The sequence below is a fragment of the Alteromonas sp. CNT1-28 genome (assembly GCF_022348345.1).
GTDB lineage: Bacteria > Pseudomonadota > Gammaproteobacteria > Enterobacterales > Alteromonadaceae > Alteromonas > Alteromonas macleodii.
This window is the reverse complement of record NZ_JAKREZ010000007.1, coordinates 251,147-272,599: the sequence shown is the minus strand read 5'-3', so window position 1 is coordinate 272,599 and position 21,453 is coordinate 251,147. Positions and strand designations below refer to the sequence as shown.

The window sequence follows — 21,453 nt, the reverse complement described above, 5'->3', positions numbered from 1 at the left end:
GTGCTTTGTAAGGCGCTAAAAAATAACAAAAAAAGAGGCTGCAAGCTCTTTTTATTAGTTTTGACTGTTGAAGTAGACGAATGTGATAGCTTGATCAACGCCTCAACATTACCCCTGCAATGGCCGCAAACAGTAAGCTAGGCAGTAAGGCGCCAAGGAATGGTGGCAGCTGATAGACTAAACTCACTGGGCCAAATACTTCATTGAGAATAAAGAAACCGAAGCCTGTCAGTACGCCCATGATCACGCGAGCGCCCATTGTAACGCTACGCAGCGGGCCAAAGATGAACGACAATGCCATTAACAGCATTACGCCTACCGAAATAGGTTGGAATACCTTGCGCCACAAGGCGAGTTGATAACGAGAAGGGTCTTGATCGTTATTTTCTAGGTAGTTCACGTAATCCAGCAGCCCAGTAATAGATAAAGCCTCTGGCTTAACCGCAACAATGCCTAGTTTGTCTGGTGTCAGTGTTGAATTCCAACGCATGCGGTTATTTTCATCTACTGTAACATTCGTTTCAGTAAACTTGGTTACTTCAACGTCGCTTAGCCACCAACCGTCGCCGTCGAAGGCCCCATTTTTAGCGTGAGTAATGCTCTCTAGCGACAAGTCAGGGTTAAAGCTAAATATGCTCACATCTTTGAGAGAGTCTTGGCTTAACACCTGACCTATGCTTACAAATCGGTCGCCATCCTTTGCCCACACCAGCTTATCGGAAGAAAATAAACTACCGCCTGAAATGGCTTCAGTTCTTATCTGTTTTGCCTTGGTTTCACTGTACGGGGTGACCCACTCGCCAACGGCCATCACTAATAAGATCATTACAAGGGTCGACTTCATGGCTGAGTTTATGATGTTCCAGCGGCTCATACCTGCGGCCTGCATCACTACCAATTCGCTATTGCTAGCCAGTACGCCCATGCCAATAAGGCCGCCCAGCAATGTTGCCATAGGGAAGAACTGCTCTAAGTCGCGAGGCAAGCTTAGCAATACGTAGATAAATGCGACCAGCATGTCATAGTCGCCTTCGCCAATTTTTCGCAGCTGTTCTACAAATTTAATAAGCGCGCTTAAGCCAATTAGTACACTAAGCGTAACGGTAATAGTGCCTAACAGCGTACGGGCGATATATAAATCGAGGATCTTAAACATCTACTTTTTCCCCAATATCCAAGCGCGAAGCTCAGTGCCGGTTTTTCTGTCTCGCACAATCAACATGACACCAATAATCAGCATGATGGTATGCACCCACCATAAGCCAAGCTGAGGTGGCATTTTGCCGTCTTCTAACACTCGTCTACTCGCAAGCAGCAGCAAGAAGTATCCCAAGTAAAGCAGGATGGCAGGGAACATTTTACCAAAGCGCCCCTGACGCGGGTCGACTGCGCTTAGCGGCACAGCAATTAGTACTAAAAACGGAATGGAAAGCGGTATGGCAATACGCCACTGAAGTTCTGCTCTAGCTTCAATACTGTCGTCTTCCCACAGTTCGTTAGTAGGCAGTACGCTTACCTTACGACGAGTTTCGTCGGCAGGTTTATCGGCAATCTGAATTTGGTATTCGTCAAATTCTACTTTGCGGAAAGCCTTTTCAGATTGCTTTCCTTCGTACTGTACCCCTTCTTTCAGTACAAGGTTTCGCGTGCCGTCAGGGTTATTTGCCACTTCACCAGTTTGTGCATACACAACGCGCACGTCGCCTTCGCTATCGTCTGTTTGATTTTGCGATAAAAACACACGTTGTAGCTTATCGTTATTGTCTACATCGTGAACAAAAATAACCGCTTTTTCGTTACCGGTTTGCTGGAATCTACCTGGCATTAGCGCCGATATTCCCGCCTCATTTCTGGCTTTTTCTCGCAGCTGATACTCGTTCTCTGCAGCCAATGGCGCGAAATAAAGGGTAATTGCGCCTGTGACTATCATGATAAGTACAGACAAGAACAGCATTACCCGCGTTACATACCATTCACTGATACCACAGGCTCGCATTACGGTCATTTCACTGTCTACATACAGCCTGCCATGTGCCAGCATAATGCCCAAATAGGCGCTGATAGGCAGCACTAATGAAGAGAGGATAGGGGCATATAAACCTAGGAAGCCAAGCACTAGCCCAGCGGGAATATCACCGTCCGAGGCGTCGCCCAAAACGCGCACAAATCGCAAGGTGACAAAAATTGCCATTAGGATAAAGAAAATCGCTAACTGAGATTTCAGCGTTTCCTTAAGTAAATAGCGGAATATCAGCATCTCAGCCCTTCCGGAAAATTAGGAATTTTAGTGAAAGAAAGCACAATTTTGTTTAAACTTACCGTTTTTACAAGTTTTGCCTGCAATCATAAACCGTTTGCATGGTGTTTTGACGCAAATTTAACCTATATTCAATAGGTCTTTAAGCGTGAATTGCAGCGAACTAAAAAGTTATGCTGCGTATTAAAACATAAAGCAGCGCGAAACGTTACGTGATTTTAGTCATCGTGCAAACCATAAACGACGAAAAGCGAGGTGATATCGTGGAGTTTAGTGTAAAAAGTGGCAGTCCTGAAAAGCAACGCAGCGCATGTATTGTTGTAGGTGTCTTCGAGCCGCGCCGCCTAACGGCAGTGGCTGAACAGCTAGACGAAATCAGTGAAGGTTATATCAGCAACTTGTTACGCCGTGGCGACCTTGAAGGTAAAGCCGGCCAAATGTTGTTGCTACACAACGTGCCAAATGTACTAAGCGAGCGCGTGCTTCTAGTCGGTTGTGGTAAAGAGCGCGAATTAGACGAGCGCCAGTACAAAAACATAATCGCCAAAACCATTCAAACATTGAATGAAACAGGCTCGATGGAAGCGGTATGTTTCCTTACCGAACTTCACGTTAAAGGTCGCGATACCTACTGGAAAGTACGTCAGGCAGTAGAAGCAACTGAAGACACGCTTTACACCTTTATGCAGCTTAAAACCAAGAAAGGCGAACCACGTCGCCCACTGCGTAAAATTGTATTTAACGTACCTACACGCCGTGAACTTACTGTGGGTGAACGTGCAGTTGAGCATGGTTTAGCGGTTGCTCGTGGTGCGAAAGTGACCAAAGATGTGGCTAACATGCCGCCAAACATCTGTAACCCAGCGTACCTATGGCAGCAGGCGCAAGAGCTTGCCAGCCAGTACGACAGCGTAACCGCTGAAGTCGTTGATGAAACCCAAATGGCAGAGCTTGGTATGCAAGCGTATTTGGCTGTAGGTCGTGGTTCAGACAACGAAAGTATGATGAGTATTATGCATCATCGCGGTGGCCCAGCTGATCAAGCCCCAATTGTACTTGTAGGTAAAGGCCTTACGTTCGATTCAGGCGGCATTTCAATTAAGCCAGGCGAAGCCATGGATGAAATGAAGTACGACATGGGTGGTGCTGCAGGCGTACTGGGTACCATGCACACTATCGCGGCGCTGAATCTGCCCATTAACGTTATTGGTGTATTGGCAGGCTGTGAAAACATGCCAGATGGCAAAGCGTACCGTCCGGGTGACATTCTAACGACTATGTCGGGTCAAACCGTTGAAGTGCTAAACACTGATGCCGAAGGCCGTTTAGTATTATGCGACGCGCTAACCTATGTAGAGCGCTTCGACCCAGAGCTAGTAATTGACGTAGCCACGCTAACTGGCGCAGCGATTATCGCACTTGGTCACCATGCAACAGCGGTAATGAGTACGCACAATCCGCTTGCTCACGAACTACTTAATGCGTCAGAGCAAAGCTCAGATCGCGCATGGCGTCTACCGCTATGGGACGATTACCAAGAGCAGCTTGAAAGCCCGTTTGCCGACATGACGAACCTTGGTGGTCGCCCAGCAGGGTCAATTACTGCGGGTTGTTTCTTGTCGCGCTTCACTAAGAAGTACAACTGGGCTCACCTTGATATTGCCGGTACGGCATGGCGCAGTGGTAAGAACAAAGGCGCAACAGGCCGTCCAGTGCCTATGCTGTCTCAGTTCCTAATGAACCGCGCTGATATCAAGTTAGAGGACTAATCATTCATGCCACAAGTGATATTTTATCAACTTACCAGCAGTGACAATGGTGTGGCAGGCCGCGCCAGCGAAGTTATTGCATCAGCGTTTGCCAATAAGCAAAAAATTAGCGTGCTGTGCGATACACAGGCGCAGGCTGAAGAAGTTGATGAATTGTTGTGGCAGCTGCCGGCTGACCGCTTTGTGCCCCATAACCTTTATGGTGAAGGGCCGCAATCGGGAACGCCGGTGGAAATTTGTTGGCGGCCAGAGCAGGTAGCCAGACGACAAATGGTGGTTAATGTGGGGTCCGGTATGGTGCCTACACCCAACCAGCATCGTCAAATCATCGATTTTGTACCCGTGGACGAGAACGCCAAACAGGCCGCGCGGGTAAGATACAAAAACTATCAGCAAGCTGGATGCAATATGCAGTTCAAATCTGCATAAGTCATTCGCGTTTAGCTTCAATTTGAGAGTGTGTAATGGATAAAACCTTCGAACCGCAGTCCATCGAGCAGCAATGCTACAAGTCATGGGAAGAGGCGGGTTTATTTAAAGCTTCAGGTAGCGGCGACCCTTATTGTATTTTGCTTCCGCCACCAAACGTTACCGGTAGCCTTCACATGGGCCATGGTTTCCAGCAAACCATTATGGACGCCTTAACCCGTTACCACCGCATGAAGGGCGACAATACGCTATGGCAAGTGGGTACTGACCACGCCGGTATTGCTACCCAGATGGTGGTAGAACGCCAACTTAACGCTGAAGGCAAGACGCGCCACGATTTAGGTCGCGAAGACTTCATCAAGAAAGTGTGGGAATGGAAAGAGCACAGCGGCGGAACGATCACCGGTCAAATGCGCCGTTTAGGTACGTCTCCTGACTGGTCTCGTGAAGTGTTCACCATGGACGAAGACCTGTCTAAAGCCGTAACGGAAGTGTTCGTTAAATTACACGAAGAAGGTCTTATTTACCGTGGTAAGCGTTTGGTTAACTGGGACCCAGTGCTTCACACTGCAGTATCTGATCTTGAAGTACTGAACGAAGAAGAAGACGGCCAAATGTGGCACATGCGCTACCCACTTGCAGATGGTAGCGGTGAGCTAGTGGTTGCGACAACGCGCCCTGAAACCATGCTAGGTGATACAGCGGTTGCGGTACACCCAGATGACGAGCGCTATCAAGACTTTATCGGCAAAGAAATTAAGCTACCGATTACTGGCCGTTTAATTCCGGTTATCGCCGATGACTATGTAGACCAAGAATTCGGTACAGGCTGCGTTAAAATTACGCCTGCTCACGACTTCAACGACTACGACATGGGTAAGCGTCATAACTTGCCTATGATCAACATTCTTACCGACGATGCGAAAATTAACGATGATGCGCCTGAAGCGTATCGCGGTTTAGATCGCTTCGACGCCCGTAAGCAGATCGTGGCCGATTTAGACGCACAAGGCGCATTGGTTAAGATTGAGCCGCACAAGCTTAAAGTGCCACGTGGCGACAGAACTGGCGCAGTTATCGAACCATACCTAACTGACCAGTGGTATGTAGCCGTTGAGTCTCTTGCTAAACCTGCGATTGAAGCGGTTGAAAGCGGCGAAATTCGTTTTGTGCCAGAGAACTGGAACAAGACTTACTACCAGTGGATGCACAACATCCAAGACTGGTGTATTTCACGTCAGCTGTGGTGGGGACACCGCATTCCGGCGTGGTACGACGAAAACGGCAACGTTTTTGTTGGCCGCACCGAAGAAGAAGTGCGTGAAAAACACGGCCTTGGCAGTGACGTAACGCTTTCACAGGACGACGATGTACTGGATACCTGGTTCTCAAGTGCACTATGGCCGTTCGCCACCATGGGTTGGCCAGAAGAAACGCCTGATCTAGAAACCTTCGTGCCGTCTTCAGTGCTAGTAACCGGCTTTGACATCATTTTCTTCTGGGTTGCCAGAATGATCATGATGACCAAGAAGTTCACGGGCAAAATTCCGTTTAAAGACATCTACATTACTGGTCTTATCCGCGATGAGAGCGGCGATAAAATGTCAAAGTCGAAGGGCAACGTGCTTGACCCAATCGATTTGATTGACGGTATTGATATTGAGTCGCTAGTCACTAAACGCACCGCGGGCATGATGCAGCCTCAGCTTGCTGAGAAGATTGCCAAGCGTACCCGTAAACAGTTCCCTGATGGTATTCAGGCCTACGGTACAGACGCATTGCGCTTTACCTTTGCAGCCATGGCGTCAACCAGCCGCGATATTAACTTTGATATGGCCCGTGTTGAAGGCTACCGCAATTTCTGTAACAAGATTTGGAACGCATCGCGTTTCGTATTGATGAACACAGAAGAGCACGATACCGGTCGTGACGGCGGCGAAATGGTACTTAGCATGGCCGATCGCTGGATTTGGGCTAAGTTCCAACAAACGCTGGTTGAGTTTGAAAAGGCGCTTGAAGACTATCGTTTCGACATTGCTGCGCAAACCGTTTACGAGTTCACCTGGAACCAGTTCTGCGACTGGTATCTAGAGCTTACTAAGCCTGTGCTTAACAATGACGCCAGCACCGAAGCTGAAAAGCGCGGTACACGTCATACGCTTATTAACGTACTTGAAAGCCTGCTTCGCTTGTTGCACCCACTAATGCCATTTATCACCGACACTATCTGGCAGCGCGTTGTGCCACTAAGTGCACTTAAGGTGGAAGAGGGCGCAAGCATTATGGTTCAGGCATTCCCTGAAGTTGATGCAGCGAAACAAGACGACAAAGTACTAGCTGATATCGAGTGGGTGAAGAAGTTTATCGTGGGTATTCGTAATATCCGTGGTGAAATGGATATCTCGCCAAACAAACCACTTAATGCGCTACTTAAAAACGTAAGCGACGAAGACGCGCGTCGTCTTGATGCGGCTAAGGCATTCCTAGATAAGCTTTCTAAGCTTGAAACCGTAACCATATTAAAAGACGGTGAAGAAGCGCCAGCCAGCGCAACAGCACTTGTGGGTGAGATGGAAATTCTTATCCCAATGGCAGGGCTTATCGACAAAGACGCAGAGCTTGCTCGTATTACTAAAGCCATGGAGAAAATCGAGAAAGATGTATCTCGTACTCGCGGCAAATTGGGTAACGAGAAGTTCGTAAGTAATGCGCCAGAAGCGGTAATTGAAAAGGAACGCGCTAAGTTGGAAGAGGGTGAAAAAGCCCTAGCCAAACTTAAAGAGCAGTTCGAGACCATTAAAGCGCTTTAAGTGCAGCCCCTAGAACGGGGGTTATCGATACAAATTAGAAGGGTTACCGAAAGGTAGCCCTTTTTTATTCGCGATTTAACAGGCCCTAAACATAGCGCGTTTGTTCGAAAGCCGTTCCTGCATTCTCACACTTCGCTAGGAAGCTTGCCAGCGCCTATTGAGTGGGTAACTATTTATGCGAATTGGTATACGAGCCTATCTTTACGTTGGCGTTTAGAGCTGTTTGCCTAAGTACTGTTTTAACATGCCTATCAATGATTTTTGCTTTATTGGCTTGGTGAGGTAGTCGTTCATACCCGCGTCTATCGCGCTTTGTTTATCTTCCTTCATTGCATTAGCCGAAAGGCCGATAATAGGTACGCCAGTAAAGCCTTTTTCGCGGAGTTGTTTGGTTGCTTCATAACCGTCCATCACCGGCATTTGTACATCCATCAATATTAGGTCGTACTGCGGGGCATTTTCTACTTTTTGCACGGCTTGCTTGCCATCTTCTGCAATATCGAAAGTAAGCCCAAGATTGGTAAGCATTTCTCCGGTGACGAGTTGATTTATATTATTGTCTTCCACTAATAGAACGTGGCCTTCTAGCGACGTTGCTTCCGCTTCTTCACTGAAATGATGTCCGTCATAACTTGCATCTTTAGATATCACCTGATGAACAAAACGCTCAAATTGCGCAGGTGTGAATGGATGCATGATAAGTGGACCTTTCCATAGCGTGTCATATTTAGCTTGTAGCGCGCTGCCTGCACTTTCCATTACCAGGCCTACCGACTTCCCTTTTTCTAGCAAGGTGTTTAACCAAGCAATATTCTGTCTGAATTCACTGAACTCATGGATATCTACAATGATATGTTCAGGTAAAGCGGCGATATTTTTGGCATCTTCTATTGATAGCGTTGATTTAGTTGGCAGCTGTATTTGGTTGCAATAAGCCGCAGGCAGCAATGCTGCTTCAGTAACATAAAGGCTATCAACAGGTAGCTGAGGTGTTTGTTCAAGCACGCCAGGTTGGTTTTTAAATGCTTTCAGCGGCAGTTCAACTTCAAACGTACTGCCTTTTCCCATAGTAGAAGTGGCATCAAGGCGGCCGTTCATAAGTTCAGTAAGCTGGCTTACAATCGCAAGGCCAAGGCCGGTACCGCCGTATTTTCTATTGGTTGAACCGTCTGCTTGAGTGAAAGGATTAAATATTCTATCTAGCTGGGCTGCACTCATACCTATGCCGGAATCGGTGATTCGCATGGTAAGGTTTAACACGTTCCCTTTTTCATTCAGGCTGCCATCAAACTCAATATCTATACGCCCTTGCTCGGTGAACTTCACAGCATTGTTGCCTATATTCATAATTATTTGGGCAATACGCAGTGGGTCGCCAATTACTTGCGGAGGTATCTTTGGGTTTACCGTAAAGTGCACCGATAAGTTCTTTTCTTTTGCGCGTAGTGCAATGACTGCAATGAGGTTGTCGAACAGTGAATGCAAAGAAAAGCTCACTTCCTCAATCTTCAATTTACCCGCTTCAATTTTTGAGAAGTCGAGAATATCGTTAATTACGCTCAATAATATTTGCCCAGAATACGCTGCCTTGTCGAGATACCCTTTAACAGTAGTGGACAGCTCTTGCTGTTGCGCCAGTTCTATTAGCCCGATAATGCCATTCATCGGCGTGCGGATTTCATGACTCATATTGGCTAAAAACATACTCTTTGACGCGGTTGCTTGCTCCGCTTTTATTTTCGCCTCAGTAATCGCTTTATTTAAGCTTTCAAGCTGAGAGTTCATGGTTCTTGCTTCATCTAGCAGTTTTTCTGTCTCTCGGTTTTTATCACTAAAAACAAGCGCCGCTTTTGCTAGCTTGCCAATCTCATCTTTTCGGCTGCTGCCAGGAATATTGGAAATTTGTACGCCTTGGGCAAGTTTGTTGAAAACTTGAGTGATAGAGCGGATAGGGCCCAATATGCGAAACATGGCAAACAGCGCTGCTGAGAGGGCGAGTAGAATGGCAACAAGAGAAAATAACTCTCCGTTACGCTGTGTGCTTTCAGCCAGTGTGTAGGTGCGTTGAGTCGCAATTTCAGAGTCTGTGGTTACTTTTTTGGCCAGCTCACCGCTTAAATAGAGAAATTCATTGGCAGACCCCGCCATGACTACGTTAACCAAGAATAAATTACCTTGGGTTATCTGGGTTAGCTTAACGAAATCGGCTTTAATTTTTTCCGACAATCGCTCCACTCTTTCCTGAAGGGATGTATTTTTCGTTAGCGTTAATTTTCGTAGTGAATCTGCGGCTTCGTTGAATGCTCGAATAAAACCCATGTCGGGTTTCATCAGATATTTCAACATCGCATTTTCTGCCCGAATAAGAAGCGTCTTTGCCTGTTCTTCAGAGGCAGCAGAGATATCTCCGTTTGTTTTAGCGTCACTCAGTATCTTTTCCAGTAACGTAATATCAGATAGGGTGCCTCTTGCTATAAGGTTATCTCTTTCAGAGCGCGCATCGACAACTTGGGTAAAATTCTCCTGATAGGCGTTAAGGTGCTCCTTCATTCTTGAAAGGATATGGTTGTCTTCCTGTATTTCCTTGTCTTCGTCTACCAGGGCTAACTTGTCGAGTTTGGTGTTAATGGTCACCATGAGTCGACTGAAGCGAGTAATGGCTGATTTACTCGCATTCTCTTTGAATATGAGCACGTTGCGCTGTAAGTCCACCACATCCCGTTCAAGTTCCTTAACAAGTGCAACATCAACTACTGCCTTTGACGCTGATGCCACGCCTTTGTTTAGGACTTCTTGGTTTTCTCTAGCAATAAACCCCTGTGCCAATATAAGCGCTATAAGAGCGAGTAGCACGGTGATAAGCTGAATTCGAATTGACGATAACATGTGAACTAAAAAAGCCTTATTCCATTAACGTTATGGGTTTTACTTAACGCAACATTATGCAGTGATGAATTCGTACCACTTCTGCAAACTGTATTCGTAGGTTGGCATGACGGTATTCCATACGGCAACATTACTAAAACGCTCTTCATAACTCCCACCAGTGCGCTGGGCGCCTTGTCTAACACTAATATTTCCGTCGGGCCCTTTTAGCGGCTCTGATGCTACTTGCCCTTTGTACCAGTAATTCCATTCGGCGTCTGAAAGATATTGAGCTGAACGTTTAGGGTTGGAAATATAGTAGCCTTGTCTGGCAATAAATGCGCCAGGCCACCCCGACAGCCACCAGGTCATATACTCATAAGCCACGTCCTTTATTCTACCTTGTGTGGCAGAGGACATGCACATTACACCGTGCCATCCGCGGTAGCCTTCTTTCGGTGCTGCAAACGTAACCGGAATATCTTGACCGTTCAGTGCAGAGACCGCAGGCGAGAACATGCTTTCGAATGCAACCCGTCCACTTTTCATGAACTCAACAGACTCAGGGACCGAGGTCCAGAATCCATTGAAATGGTTTAACTGAGTCAACTCTATAAGTAAGCTAAACAAATCATCAAGTTCATACTCGGTCATGGCACCGATATCTTGGAATTGAATGAATCCTTTAGCTTGTGCAGCAAGTGCTAAATCGAAAAGTCCGATAGTGGGGTCGTTGACTATGCCCACTTTTCCTGAATAGCGACTGTCTAAAAGCCAGCCCCAGCTTTCTTCTTGCCCTTGCAGTTCTTTGGGTAACTTTGATGTGTCATAGCCAAAAGAGTCAACATTGTGCACATAAGGTAAAAAACTAATTGTGTCAGTATGGTTGGCGCCCAGAGTGCCGTCGTCCTGAACATTAATAATTTTATGCGGTGCGTCGCCAGCGCCCATTCGCGCGTTCTCGGTAAGTTTTCCGGTCTTGCTTAAATCGTTTATTTCTTCCCAATACTGAAGGCGTTTTTTCTCTATGGGCTGAATAGCATGAGCACGCCACAATACAGTAATACTATTAGACCACTGCTCATAAAGGTCGAATGACGTGGGGTTCATCGACGCCTTTTGAAGAACGGTTGCACTGCCACCCGGCTCGAACTCAATATTAATGCCTAAGTCTTCCATGGCGCGCTGACGAATGGCTTCTTGAAGCGTGACATGAGTGCCTAATACGCGCAGCGTCGGTTTTTCTTTTCCGATTGAAAAAGGGGTAATGCCCGCAGTAAGGCCAAAAGCGAGACCGCCCTTTAATAAGGTACGGCGCTGGAAAGAAGAAGCGACGTTTTTATCTGAGTTTGAAGGCATTAACGTACGTCCATAGTAAACGATGACCCTCCATCATTCTGGCATCTATTTCATAGAGTTACCAAAAAATGTTACCTCATAGTTAAAAATAAAACGCTGCTTTGACATATTTGGTAACACATCAAAATTAGCGAGTAGTTAAATTTTGTATTATAAAGATATCAAAATGATATCAAAGGTGAGTGATATGAAAGAAAAGAAAGGGTTTTCGGTAAACGGTTATTTGATGATCTGTATTTTGCTAGTCGCACAGGCTGCTACGTTTTTCTATGCAGTGTCGGGTAACCCCGAAGCTGGTTTAATTCTAAGCGTTTTAGTGGGAAGTTTGTGGTTGGGCTATTTCATGGTGCAACCCAACCAAGCTAAGGTCATGACGTTTTTCGGCAGCTATGTAGGTACTGTCTCTGATGTTGGATTACGCTGGACAATTCCTTTGTTCCGTAGAGCTAATATTTCTTTGCGCATAAGAAACTTTGAAAGTGCCAGAATTAAAGTTAACGACAATCAAGGAAACCCCATTGAAATCGCCTCTATTGTCGTGTGGAAAGTGAGCGATACTGCTGAAGCAATGTTTGACGTAGACGATTACGAAAGTTTTGTGCGAATTCAAAGTGAGTCCGCAATCCGCAATATGGCAAGTAGCTTTCCTTACGATCCTCGTGACGACGAGCAAGCGGAAGTTGCACTTCGTAGCCACCCGATAGAGATATCAGCGCGTTTACAAGAAGAGATCCAGGCTCGCCTTGCGAAAGCTGGGATCACAATTTTGGAGTCTCGTATCAGCCACCTTGCCTACGCGCAAGAAATCGCTAGTGCCATGCTACAGCGTCAACAGGCATCAGCTATTGTGGCTGCCCGGAAGCAAATTGTAGATGGTGCTGTGGGAACGGTAGAAATGGCACTTCAGCGATTAAATGAAAAGGGTGTAGTAGAGCTTGATGAAGAGCGTAAAGCGACGATGATCAGTAATTTATTAGTTGTGCTTTGTGGTGATAAGTCGACGCAACCGGTTATTAATACAGGTACAATCTACTAGCTCGTTTTTTTAATTTAAGTTTGAAATTGTAGTGCCGCAGCGATGCACTGCGGCACATAAGGTTTGTGATTTTGGCAAAGAAAAAAGCGTATCCACTTAGGATAAATGAAAATGTACTTGCCGCCATGGAGCGATGGGCTGCCGATGACTTGCGCAGTGTAAATGCGCAAATAGAGTATGTATTAAGACAAGCGCTAGTGAAGCAGGGAAGAGTGAAGCTGGTAGAAAAAGTTGTAGTAGAGGTTGAAGAAATAGACTCCAATCAAAAAGATAACTGAACGCGAAATAGCAGGGTATCAGCTATCTTTTCGATACGATCGTCACTAGCTAAGGCTTAGATATTCCGCTTGATTCTGCGTCTAACAAGTACAATGCCACCTAATAGACACAGTGGGAGTAAAGACCATGCTCCGCCATGCTCTTCTACTATGACTACCGTATCTTCAACCACATATTCATTATTTTCACTTTCAAGGGGAAGATAGGCGAGTGCACTGTCATCATAGGCATCGGTATACGCCACAAGCATTTCGGTATCTGCATCATAAAGCTCTAATAGAATGTCGTACTCACCGGCCGGATAGCCAGAAACTAATGTGCTTTCAATAGTAAAGGTATCTGTTGAGTCTTCTGAGTAGATGTAAAATTCAGACGACACGTGAATCGACTCGTACACGTCGTTTTTTCCCAAATACAGGACCGCGTATACTGGCGCGCGAGTGAAAATGGTGTCGGCGTCAAACTCAATCGAAAACGTAGAGTGATAACCATCGTAATCAACGTCCTGCTCAAGCGTTACCCAGCTTTCATAAATCCAAAACTCATTAATACTGCTGACTACGATATCGCTAGAGGACTTACTCACGGCTAAATGCTGTTGATGCTTACCCGCCTTGGGAAGGGACTGTTGATCAGTCTCAACGTCATCAACAGATTGAGAGATTGTTTCTTCGCTTGTCAATGCACCTGAGGTTTTAGGCAGCAGCGATTCAGCGGCAACAAATGGTTTGTCGTAACGGTATTCGTTAGAGGTAACATTTTTGTTTTGTGCGCTATTTTCGGTACTGGCATGCACAGGTGACATAAGCGCAAGCTGTATTGTTGCAATAGCAGAATATGTAGTAAGTGAGAAAAGTAGCTTTTTCATCTGTCCATCCTTTTCCAATCGATAATGACAGTGTCATTGTTGACGGAAAAAGATGAACAAAAGCTGAAGGGTAACTTAACGCCTTCTCAGTTAAAACGGTGAGGGTGCCTTAGAGATCAGTCGTCGAAGTAGTGATCTTCTTCTTCGTATTCACCTTCTTCACGCGGCTCGAAGTAAGTACCCCAACCGTCGTAGGTTACATCATGCTTGTCGGCAATTTTAAGCAAGGCGTCAGAGTCCGCATTAAGTTTTTCAATATCTAGCTTTCTCTCTGCAACCGCGTCGAAGCAGAAAATGGTTTCGCCATCGTCAAGAATAAGCTCTTCTGCGTCGGTGACTTCAAAACCAGCTTTAAACGCATCAACAGCTGCCTTTTCTAGCACGTCGAAGTCAGTGCTGGCGAAGTGGTGCTCAATGGTATATTCGGCATCGGCTTGGCTGCCGTCTTCTAGAAGGGCATCAATAGTTTCTTGGTTAAACTCGTACCACTCTTCTCTTTCATCGAACTGGGTCATAATAAACACTCGTTAGCAATTTTGACGCAAGTTTACCTGCTTTTTTCCAGTTCATCGACCTGTGTATTAAGCGCATCAAACTTTTGTTTCATTTCATCGTTAAAATGCACCATCCACTCTTTAATTGTCTTGTCCTCGCTCAAAGCCTGAGGGGCAGCAATATCAATAAGCACAATGCCGTTATTCCAACGGTTCCATTTTACTTTATTGTGCAAATTGCTGGCGGTTACCATAACAACCGGTTCGTTGGTGGTCTTAGCTAGGCGAAATGCACCTTGCTTAAAAGGTAATATGCCTCTGCCATAGCTTCGTGTACCTTCTGGGAATAGCCATACCGACGTTTTCTTTTTCGCAATGCGTTTTGCAGCAATATCGAGTGTATTACGGGCTTTACCTGAATTCTTTCTATCAATCATGATATTGCCTGACAACCAATAGATTTGGCCGAAAATAGGGATCCACTTTAAGCTCTTTTTGCCAATGGTTACCACGCCAGGCAGTGCAGCTTTACAGATAGTGATAACGTCGAAACTGTTTTGATGATTGGCGATGTAGACGTAGGGCTCGTTTATTTTAACCGCAGGATCTTTCTTTATAATAATTTTGAGACCTACGACCTTAGCCATAAGTGAATACATACTACCCGCAATATGCACGTTATCTTTGTGAAAAGGTCGTGCGATACAAACAATTAGCAGAACGATGTTAATGAGTAAAAAAGCGATAAAAAGTGCCGGAATGCGGAATAAAGCGATCAAAACAACTCCTAGATACAATTGACGCGCGCAGTATAGATGAAGTTTCAGCGTACACTTGTCCGATGAGTTTTTACAGTGCGGAAGGTATAGTTGAGCAATAAGTTGCAAAAGTGGCTATGTTTCTCACCTTTAGTATGAGGAAATTTTGCCGATACCCAATTACAATAATAAAAAGCGCAATCGAACCTAACTCGGTAACCACTATATGCAGACATTTACTCCAGACGACCTAGAAGAAGATATTCTTGCTGACCTTATGGAGGAAATAAACGAACTCTATGAATCAAGTGAACAAACCTTGATTGAACTAGAGCTTCGTCCGGAAGACAACGAATTGCAGCGTGCTCTGTTTCGCTCAATCCACACCATTAAAGGTGATTTAGGCCTGGTTAACTTCTCTCCCATGATCCCGCTTTTGCAGCATGTAGAGGACTTGCTAGATTATTTGCGCAAAGGGCAGGTGGCGTACACAAGTACTATGAGTGACTTGGTATTGCTTACCATGGACAGAGTAAAAGCCTTCGTAGAGGCTGTAATGGCCAGTGGGAAAGCCGAATACGATGACAATCTTCACAATCAGCTGGTTTTAGCTATCGGTCGTGTGACACCTGAAAATACTGCTGAGCATGAAAAACGCCTTACCGAAGCGGTCTTATTACTTAACCCAGCGTTAGATATTGTTGCGGATGAAGACGACCCACAAAACGTTCAGATAAAGCCCCCTACGTTAGCGGCTACAGGTATTCCTAAAGATATTAGTAGTGAAAAGAAGCAAGATATTCTATTTTTCCGCGACTTAATGCAAACCATTGAACGCCGCTCTAACTACTGGTCTGGTCGTGGTGATCGCATTGCCAAACTGGCTATGTATATTAACGACGTGGCCGAAAACCCTATAGACGAAGATCAGCTTGCCGTAGCCAGCTATGTACATGACTTCGGAATGGCCTTCATGCCATTGAAGCTTTTGCACAAAGGCGATGCGCTAAGCGATATCGAATTTAATCTTATGCGCTCTCATGTGTATAAAAGTGCCCGTTTGTTAGAGCACCTAGACCAATGGGATATGGCGCGCAAAATCGTGATGCAGCACCATGAACGCACTGATGGAACAGGTTATCCATTGGGGCTAAAAGAAGACGATATATGTGAAGGTGCGAAGTTACTAGCCATTGTTGATACCTACGATGCAATGACACACCCAAGAGCGCACAATGAAGATAACGTACTTTCCAAAAAAGAGGCGGTGATAGAAATAAATCGAAGCGCCAAAGGCCAGTTTAGTATGAAGTGGGTAAGGCATTTCAATCAGGGAATGACGGCGCTACTGACGAAAGGACATTAGGTCGCAAGCCGCTTATAAGCTAGCAGCGAGTTCCCTGCTAGCTTACGGCGTAGTCATTAGGGTTAGTTCACACCCAGTTCTTTTAACTTTCTTGTTAGGGTATTTCTTCCCCAACCCAAGCGTTTAGCCGCATCTTGTTTGTGGCCATGAGTGTGCTGAAGTGCTCGCTCAAGCATAATACGCTCAAACGTCAGCATCGCGTCGTTAAGAATATTGTGATGGCCGTCGCGAAGCTGTTTATCGGTCCAGCTTGCCAACAAATCTGGCCACTCACCCGATTCAGCGCTAGGTTTTTCAATACTGCTATCGCTGTGAATTTCCGGTGGCAGATCGCTGGGCAGCACTTCTTGACCACTCGCCATTACCGTTAACCAGCGACACACGTTTTCTAGCTGCCTTACGTTTCCAGGCCATGGTAGCTGAGACATTACGCGCTCAGCGTCTTTCGATATGCTTTTAGCTTCTACATCAAGTTCTTTGGCTGCTCGGCGCAAGAAGTGACGGGTTAGTAATGGAATATCTTCGCGGCGCTCGTTAAGTGAAGGAAGGTGCACTCGGATAACGTTTAAGCGGTGGAACAAATCTTCCCTAAACTTACCTTCAGCAACCCTTTGTTCTAAATTCTGGTGAGTTGCAGCGATGATGCGTACGTCCACACTTACTGACTGGTGACCACCCACACGATAAAACTGGCCGTCTGCAAGCACACGTAAAAGGCGGGTTTGTACATCTAACGGCATATCGCCTATTTCATCTAAGAACAGTGTACCGCCGTCGGCTTGTTCGAAGCGGCCTTGGCGAGCTGCCTGGGCTCCGGTAAACGCGCCCTTCTCATGGCCAAATAGCTCTGACTCTACAAGGTCGGCAGGAATGGCGGCCATATTAAGGGCGATGAAAGGTTTACTTGCTCTTGGGCTGTGCCTATGAAGGGCGTGCGCCACAAGTTCTTTACCCGTTCCTGATTGCCCGTTAATTAGCACGCTAATTGAAGAGCGAGACAAGCGACCTATGGCACGAAACACTTCCTGCATGGCAGGTGCTTCGCCAATAATTTCCGTTACTACGTCTTCAACTTGCGCTTTAGATACGGTGGACTGCTCTCTGGCATGTGCCAGCGCCCGCTGGGTTAAGGTTACTGCCTCGTCGATATCAAATGGCTTTGGCAAATATTCAAAGGCGCCTTTTTGATATGCATTAACTGCGCTGTCTAAATCCGAATGCGCCGTCATAATGATAACGGGGAGCATAGGGTGCGAGGCATGCACCTCGTTCAGTAACGTCATGCCGTCCATTTGTGGCATTCTTATGTCTGAAATGATGACTTCAGGGGCTTGGCCGCTTTGAAGTTGAAGCAATAAATCTTCAGGGTTTTCAAAACTTAAGCAGCTGATATCTGCTGCTTGTAAGGCCTTTTGCAGCACCCAACGAATAGAACTGTCATCATCGACAATCCACACAGACTCATTCGTCATCGTCTGTCTCCTTACGATCTATTGGTATGTAAATTACGAACTCAGTGTGACCAGGGTAGCTATCTACATCTATTTTGCCGCCGTGGTGGTTTATAAGGGTCTGTGAAATAGACAAACCCAACCCAGAGCCATTTTGCTTGCTTGTGACCATGGGGTAGAAAAGTGTGTCTTTTACTTCAGCCGGAATACCCGGGCCGTTATCAATAATTTTTATTTTTGCTACCAGCGCGTGACGCTTCGTTTGAATTGTCATTTGGCGCTCTATTCGCGTAATTAACCTAATTTGTGGGTTGGGGGTTTGACTCTCGGTTAATGCCTGAACGCTGTTGCGCACAATATTGAGCACCGCTTGCTGAATCATGTCAGGGTCTAACATAAGCGGTGGAATGCTGGGGTCATAGTCGCGAACTATGGTAATGGGATTGTCTGAGTCAAAGCGCATTAAGCTGCGTATTTTTTCAAGCGCTTGATGCACGTTGCTTTCTTCAAATCGAGGTAGTGAATTAGGTCCAAGCAAACGATCAACTAAGTTTCGCAGACGATCAGACTGCTCAATGATCATGCTTGTAAATTCTTTATGCTCGTCAATCAGCTCTTTTTCTAATAGCTGTGCTGCACCGCGAATACCACCAAGAGGATTTTTGATTTCGTGTGCAAGGCCGCGAACCAATTCCCGTGCTGCGTAATGTTGCGCGTTTTGTAAAGTTTCTCGAGAAATTCGCTTTTGCTGGTCAATCTTTTTAACTTCAAATAGCAGTCGTGGGCCGTCTTCGAAGTGCAAGTTGGTAACGGTTAGGTCGGCAGATACATAGCGGTTATCTCGAAAAGCCAACTTAATTTCGTTTTCGGTGAAATCTTCACCTTTTCTGATGGCAGCTTTGAGTCGGGTGGTTTCTATTGTGCCCGGCAAGAAAAAATCTTGAAGTGGATGTCCAATAAGTTGTTTTAATCCAGTCTCAAACAAAGCTTCACCAGCGTGGTTGGCATAAACGATCGTAAGTTTGTTGTCTACCATTACCAGTGCGGTATTTAGGCTATTGATTAGCTGTTGTGTTTCTAACTCGGTGGAATGCATCCGAGCTCGTCTCCTTTGCACCATAATTGTGCATTGTAGCTTGCAATGATGCGTTGCGCGAATAAAGAGCTCAAGAAGAAATGTTCACTGAACCTCTATGGTGCGCATACATAACAATGGTTGCACGCTATTAGTTATTAATTAACGCCGATGCCTGATGCAGGTAAAGGGTTTGTAATGGAGACGATGCAAGAGTCTTGCCCGTATTGTTCGTGAGTTCAACTTTATAAGTATGTGCCCCACGATGGATACCAGAAAGCTTAAAGACGCCTGAACTATTGCTAGCTAATGGGGCGTCGTCAAAGATTAATCGGTAGATTGGCGCTTTGGGTGCACCAGGTTGTGCGGCAGAGATAGTGAATTCTCCCAAGTTATTGCGAATTGTCGCTTCTGGTGCAGGTGACTTAATGACTACGCGATAGTTGGGCTTGGGGGCAGCCGGCTTCGCAGGGGGAGGTGGAGTAACCTTTGCCGCGGTTACTACGTTTTGCGTTTTTACATCGAACGCTAGGGGTTCTGCGTTTTGCTGCGGCTTGTCAGTGTAAGTCACAGAGCCGTCTTTACCTACCACCTTGTATATGGTCATTGGAGAGGTAGCTGCAGCTGATGTTGCATTGCCGCTTTGTTCGGTTTCGCTTTCTTGTGCTTCTTGCTGGGTACTTTGTTGGCTCAGCATTTCCGCTTGCACAGGCAGTAAGCCGTTGCCGCTACTTAGTAATAGCGAAATTAAGCAAATGTGTCGCGTCATGTTGTGCACGTGTCGTTACCTAATTAATGTGGTTTTGGCTAGCTGGCTAATTTACATAGCTTGCTACGTCTGGCTTATTGATAACCTCTTTAGATGTATGCAAGTGCAGCGGGGCAAAGCCCTGTGCGCAGTTGATGTAGCATGAAAGAGTATTCGTTAGCATAGCTATAAAAACATAGTAGATAAATCGTACGCATAAAAAAAGCCCGCAGAGCGGGCTTTAGTATAAATTGCTATACAGTGCGAATTTACACGCTGTAGTACATGTCGAACTCAACTGGGTGAGTAGTCATGTTAAGTTTGGTTACTTCTTCAGACTTAAGATCGATGTATGCATCAATCATGTCGTCAGTCATAACGCCACCTGCTTTAAGGAAGTCGCGGTCGTTATCAAGGGCTTCAAGCGCCATTTCTAGCGAGCTTGCAACTGTTGGAATTTCAGCAGCTTCTTCTGGCGGTAGGTCGTACAAGTCTTTATCCATTGAATCACCAGGATGGATCTTGTTCTTAATACCGTCGATACCGGCCATAAGCATAGCGGTGAACGCTAGGTATGGGTTGGCTGTTGGATCAGGGAAACGTACTTCGATACGACGCGCTTTATCGCTAGTTACGTGAGGAATACGAATAGACGCAGAACGGTTACGTGCAGAGTATGCAAGCATTACCGGTGCTTCGAATCCAGGAACTAGACGCTTGTATGAGTTAGTTGAAGCGTTAGCAAACGCGTTGATTGCACGCGCGTGCTTGATAATACCACCGATGTAGTAAAGTGCTTCTTCAGAAAGGCCTGCGTACTTGTCACCCGCGAAGATGTTTACGCCATCTTTAGAGATAGATTGGTGGCAGTGCATACCAGAACCATTGTCGCCAACAAGCGGCTTAGGCATAAAGGTAGCGGTTTGTCCGTATGCGTGTGCAACGTTGTGAACTACATACTTGTAAACTTGAATTTCGTCAGCTTTCTTAACTAGCGTGTTAAATTCGCAAGCAATTTCGTTTTGGCCAGCAGTTGCCACTTCGTGGTGGTGCGCTTCGATAACAAGGCCCATTTCTTCCATAACTAGGCACATTGCAGCACGGATATCGTGCGCAGAGTCCACTGGTGGTACTGGGAAGTAACCGCCTTTAACGCCTGGGCGGTGTGCCATGTTGCCGCCTTCAAACTCTTCGCCAGAGTTCCACTTAGCTTCAGAAGAGTCAATCTTGTAGAAAGAGCCCGCCATGTCAGTGTGGAAGCGTACGTCATCAAAAAGGAAAAACTCTGGCTCTGGGCCGAAGAAACATGTGTCACCGATGCCAGTTGATTTTAGGAATTCTTCTGCACGACGAGCAACTGAACGAGGGTCACGCTCATAACCTTCCATTGTTGAAGGTTCAACGATGTCACAACGGATGTTTACTTGTGTTTCCTCAGCGAAAGGGTCAACTACGCAGCTTGTTGCGTCTGGAAGAAGAACCATGTCTGATTCGTTGATGCCTTTCCAGCCAGCGATTGAAGAACCATCGAACATTTTACCTTCTTCGAAAAACTCTTCATCTACAACGCTCGCAGGAATAGATACGTGTTGTTCTTTACCCTTTGTATCGGTAAAACGTAAATCTACAAACTTCGCTTCACTTTCTTTAATCAGCTCTAATGCCTTTTCTACTGACATCGTGTCCTCCAGGTTTAATGTAAAAATGCGGAATGATCAGCTTCACTCCAACAGTGGCAAAAGTGAAAGCGATTATCATGCCATCTATATGTGTGCCGATTTCTGTGGCATAGACGGGCATCTATCACTTCCGTTTGAATTAAATTGCACTATATTGATGCAGCATTGCACCAATATGGCGCCTTGTGCTCATTTATACGTCAATCAGCC

At 45.9% G+C, this 21,453-nt stretch carries 17 protein-coding genes; 6 read left to right on the top strand and 11 right to left on the bottom strand.

The features are described 5' to 3' along the window. Positions 1–94 precede the first annotated feature (94 nt). Together lptG and lptF are read right to left on the bottom strand one after the other, a co-directional pair. Positions 95–1,156: an LPS export ABC transporter permease LptG gene (gene lptG / locus MHN02_RS07495; RefSeq protein WP_014977294.1), complete on the bottom strand. Its 1,062-nt coding sequence runs from the start codon at positions 1,154–1,156 to the stop codon at positions 95–97. Continuing rightward, positions 1,157–2,257, bottom strand: coding sequence for an LPS export ABC transporter permease LptF (gene lptF / locus MHN02_RS07490; RefSeq protein ID WP_014950603.1), 1,101 nt, complete (start codon positions 2,255–2,257; stop codon positions 1,157–1,159). Positions 2,258–2,520: 263 nt separating this feature from the next. Here lptF and pepA point away from each other — a divergent pair, with 263 nt between their 5' ends. Genes pepA through MHN02_RS07475 form a run of 3 tightly spaced genes read left to right on the top strand, consistent with a single transcriptional unit; the run spans position 2,521 to position 7,265 of the window. Continuing rightward, the gene (gene pepA / locus MHN02_RS07485; RefSeq protein ID WP_014950602.1) at positions 2,521–4,026 is read left to right on the top strand and encodes a leucyl aminopeptidase; all 1,506 of its coding nucleotides are present in this window, start codon (positions 2,521–2,523) and stop codon (positions 4,024–4,026) included. 6 nt (positions 4,027–4,032) lie between these two features. Next, entirely contained in the window at positions 4,033–4,455 is a 423-nt protein-coding gene (locus MHN02_RS07480; protein ID WP_039226120.1) for a DNA polymerase III subunit chi, read from the top strand. A gap of 35 nt (positions 4,456–4,490) precedes the next feature. Continuing rightward, positions 4,491–7,265, top strand: a complete 2,775-nt coding sequence (locus MHN02_RS07475; RefSeq protein ID WP_239245309.1) for a valine--tRNA ligase — start codon at positions 4,491–4,493, stop codon at positions 7,263–7,265. 213 nt (positions 7,266–7,478) lie between these two features. Here the strand turns inward: MHN02_RS07475 and MHN02_RS07470 are convergent, their stop codons facing one another. Together MHN02_RS07470 and MHN02_RS07465 are read right to left on the bottom strand one after the other, a co-directional pair. Continuing rightward, complete coding sequence (locus tag MHN02_RS07470; protein WP_239245307.1) at positions 7,479–10,151, bottom strand: ATP-binding protein; 2,673 nt, start codon at positions 10,149–10,151, stop codon at positions 7,479–7,481. Positions 10,152–10,205: 54 nt separating this feature from the next. Beyond that, a complete protein-coding gene (locus tag MHN02_RS07465) occupies positions 10,206–11,489 on the bottom strand; it encodes an extracellular solute-binding protein (protein ID WP_239245305.1) in 1,284 nt (427 codons plus the stop codon). A gap of 187 nt (positions 11,490–11,676) precedes the next feature. Here MHN02_RS07465 and MHN02_RS07460 point away from each other — a divergent pair, with 187 nt between their 5' ends. Next, positions 11,677–12,525: an SPFH domain-containing protein gene (locus tag MHN02_RS07460; RefSeq protein WP_014980187.1), complete on the top strand. Its 849-nt coding sequence runs from the start codon at positions 11,677–11,679 to the stop codon at positions 12,523–12,525. Positions 12,526–12,596: 71 nt separating this feature from the next. Continuing rightward, positions 12,597–12,803, top strand: a complete 207-nt coding sequence (locus tag MHN02_RS07455; RefSeq protein ID WP_014980186.1) for a hypothetical protein — start codon at positions 12,597–12,599, stop codon at positions 12,801–12,803. Positions 12,804–12,859: 56 nt separating this feature from the next. On the opposite strand, the gene MHN02_RS07450 is transcribed toward MHN02_RS07455, so the two are convergent. The 3 genes from MHN02_RS07450 to MHN02_RS07440 all read right to left on the bottom strand — a co-directional run bounded on the left by MHN02_RS07450 (position 12,860) and on the right by MHN02_RS07440 (position 14,945). Then, entirely contained in the window at positions 12,860–13,672 is an 813-nt protein-coding gene (locus MHN02_RS07450; protein WP_171337869.1) for a choice-of-anchor H family protein, read from the bottom strand. Positions 13,673–13,788: 116 nt separating this feature from the next. Further along, on the bottom strand, positions 13,789–14,187 hold the full coding sequence (gene rraB, locus MHN02_RS07445) for a ribonuclease E inhibitor RraB (protein WP_014980184.1): 399 nt from the start codon (positions 14,185–14,187) through the stop codon (positions 13,789–13,791). A gap of 32 nt (positions 14,188–14,219) precedes the next feature. Next, the gene (locus tag MHN02_RS07440) at positions 14,220–14,945 is read right to left on the bottom strand and encodes a 1-acylglycerol-3-phosphate O-acyltransferase (RefSeq protein ID WP_014950593.1); all 726 of its coding nucleotides are present in this window, start codon (positions 14,943–14,945) and stop codon (positions 14,220–14,222) included. Positions 14,946–15,150: 205 nt separating this feature from the next. Between MHN02_RS07440 and MHN02_RS07435 the strand changes: the two genes are divergently transcribed. Then, complete coding sequence (locus MHN02_RS07435; RefSeq protein ID WP_014950592.1) at positions 15,151–16,290, top strand: HD domain-containing phosphohydrolase; 1,140 nt, start codon at positions 15,151–15,153, stop codon at positions 16,288–16,290. A gap of 62 nt (positions 16,291–16,352) precedes the next feature. Here the strand turns inward: MHN02_RS07435 and glnG are convergent, their stop codons facing one another. The 4 genes from glnG to glnA form a co-directional block, all read right to left on the bottom strand. Beyond that, on the bottom strand, positions 16,353–17,762 hold the full coding sequence (glnG, locus tag MHN02_RS07430) for a nitrogen regulation protein NR(I) (protein ID WP_014977284.1): 1,410 nt from the start codon (positions 17,760–17,762) through the stop codon (positions 16,353–16,355). Further along, positions 17,752–18,837, bottom strand: a complete 1,086-nt coding sequence (glnL, locus tag MHN02_RS07425) for a nitrogen regulation protein NR(II) (RefSeq protein WP_014950590.1) — start codon at positions 18,835–18,837, stop codon at positions 17,752–17,754. The genes glnG and glnL overlap by 11 nt, the downstream gene beginning before the upstream one ends. 130 nt (positions 18,838–18,967) lie before the next feature. After that, positions 18,968–19,585 carry a DUF4124 domain-containing protein gene (locus tag MHN02_RS07420; RefSeq protein WP_216600771.1) on the bottom strand — a complete coding sequence of 206 codons (618 nt, stop codon included), beginning with the start codon at positions 19,583–19,585 and terminating at the stop codon, positions 18,968–18,970. Between the two features lie 248 nt (positions 19,586–19,833). Then, positions 19,834–21,243, bottom strand: a complete 1,410-nt coding sequence (gene glnA, locus MHN02_RS07415; protein ID WP_014980177.1) for a glutamate--ammonia ligase — start codon at positions 21,241–21,243, stop codon at positions 19,834–19,836. Positions 21,244–21,453: the final 210 nt, after the last annotated feature.

What these genes read in the sequence shown, in the direction of transcription:
- lptG (WP_014977294.1), bottom strand. Translation starts at nt 1,156, where the DNA reads ATGTTTAAGATCCTCGATTTATATATCGCCCGTACGCTGTTAGGCACT.
- lptF (WP_014950603.1), bottom strand. Translation starts at nt 2,257, where the DNA reads ATGCTGATATTCCGCTATTTACTTAAGGAAACGCTGAAATCTCAGTTA.
- MHN02_RS07480 (WP_039226120.1), top strand. Translation starts at nt 4,033, where the DNA reads ATGCCACAAGTGATATTTTATCAACTTACCAGCAGTGACAATGGTGTG.
- MHN02_RS07475 (WP_239245309.1), top strand. Translation starts at nt 4,491, where the DNA reads ATGGATAAAACCTTCGAACCGCAGTCCATCGAGCAGCAATGCTACAAG.
- MHN02_RS07470 (WP_239245307.1), bottom strand. Translation starts at nt 10,151, where the DNA reads ATGTTATCGTCAATTCGAATTCAGCTTATCACCGTGCTACTCGCTCTT.
- MHN02_RS07465 (WP_239245305.1), bottom strand. Translation starts at nt 11,489, where the DNA reads ATGCCTTCAAACTCAGATAAAAACGTCGCTTCTTCTTTCCAGCGCCGT.
- MHN02_RS07460 (WP_014980187.1), top strand. Translation starts at nt 11,677, where the DNA reads ATGAAAGAAAAGAAAGGGTTTTCGGTAAACGGTTATTTGATGATCTGT.
- MHN02_RS07450 (WP_171337869.1), bottom strand. Translation starts at nt 13,672, where the DNA reads ATGAAAAAGCTACTTTTCTCACTTACTACATATTCTGCTATTGCAACA.
- rraB (WP_014980184.1), bottom strand. Translation starts at nt 14,187, where the DNA reads ATGACCCAGTTCGATGAAAGAGAAGAGTGGTACGAGTTTAACCAAGAA.
- MHN02_RS07435 (WP_014950592.1), top strand. Translation starts at nt 15,151, where the DNA reads ATGCAGACATTTACTCCAGACGACCTAGAAGAAGATATTCTTGCTGAC.
- glnG (WP_014977284.1), bottom strand. Translation starts at nt 17,762, where the DNA reads ATGACGAATGAGTCTGTGTGGATTGTCGATGATGACAGTTCTATTCGT.
- glnL (WP_014950590.1), bottom strand. Translation starts at nt 18,837, where the DNA reads ATGCATTCCACCGAGTTAGAAACACAACAGCTAATCAATAGCCTAAAT.
- MHN02_RS07420 (WP_216600771.1), bottom strand. Translation starts at nt 19,585, where the DNA reads ATGACGCGACACATTTGCTTAATTTCGCTATTACTAAGTAGCGGCAAC.
- glnA (WP_014980177.1), bottom strand. Translation starts at nt 21,243, where the DNA reads ATGTCAGTAGAAAAGGCATTAGAGCTGATTAAAGAAAGTGAAGCGAAG.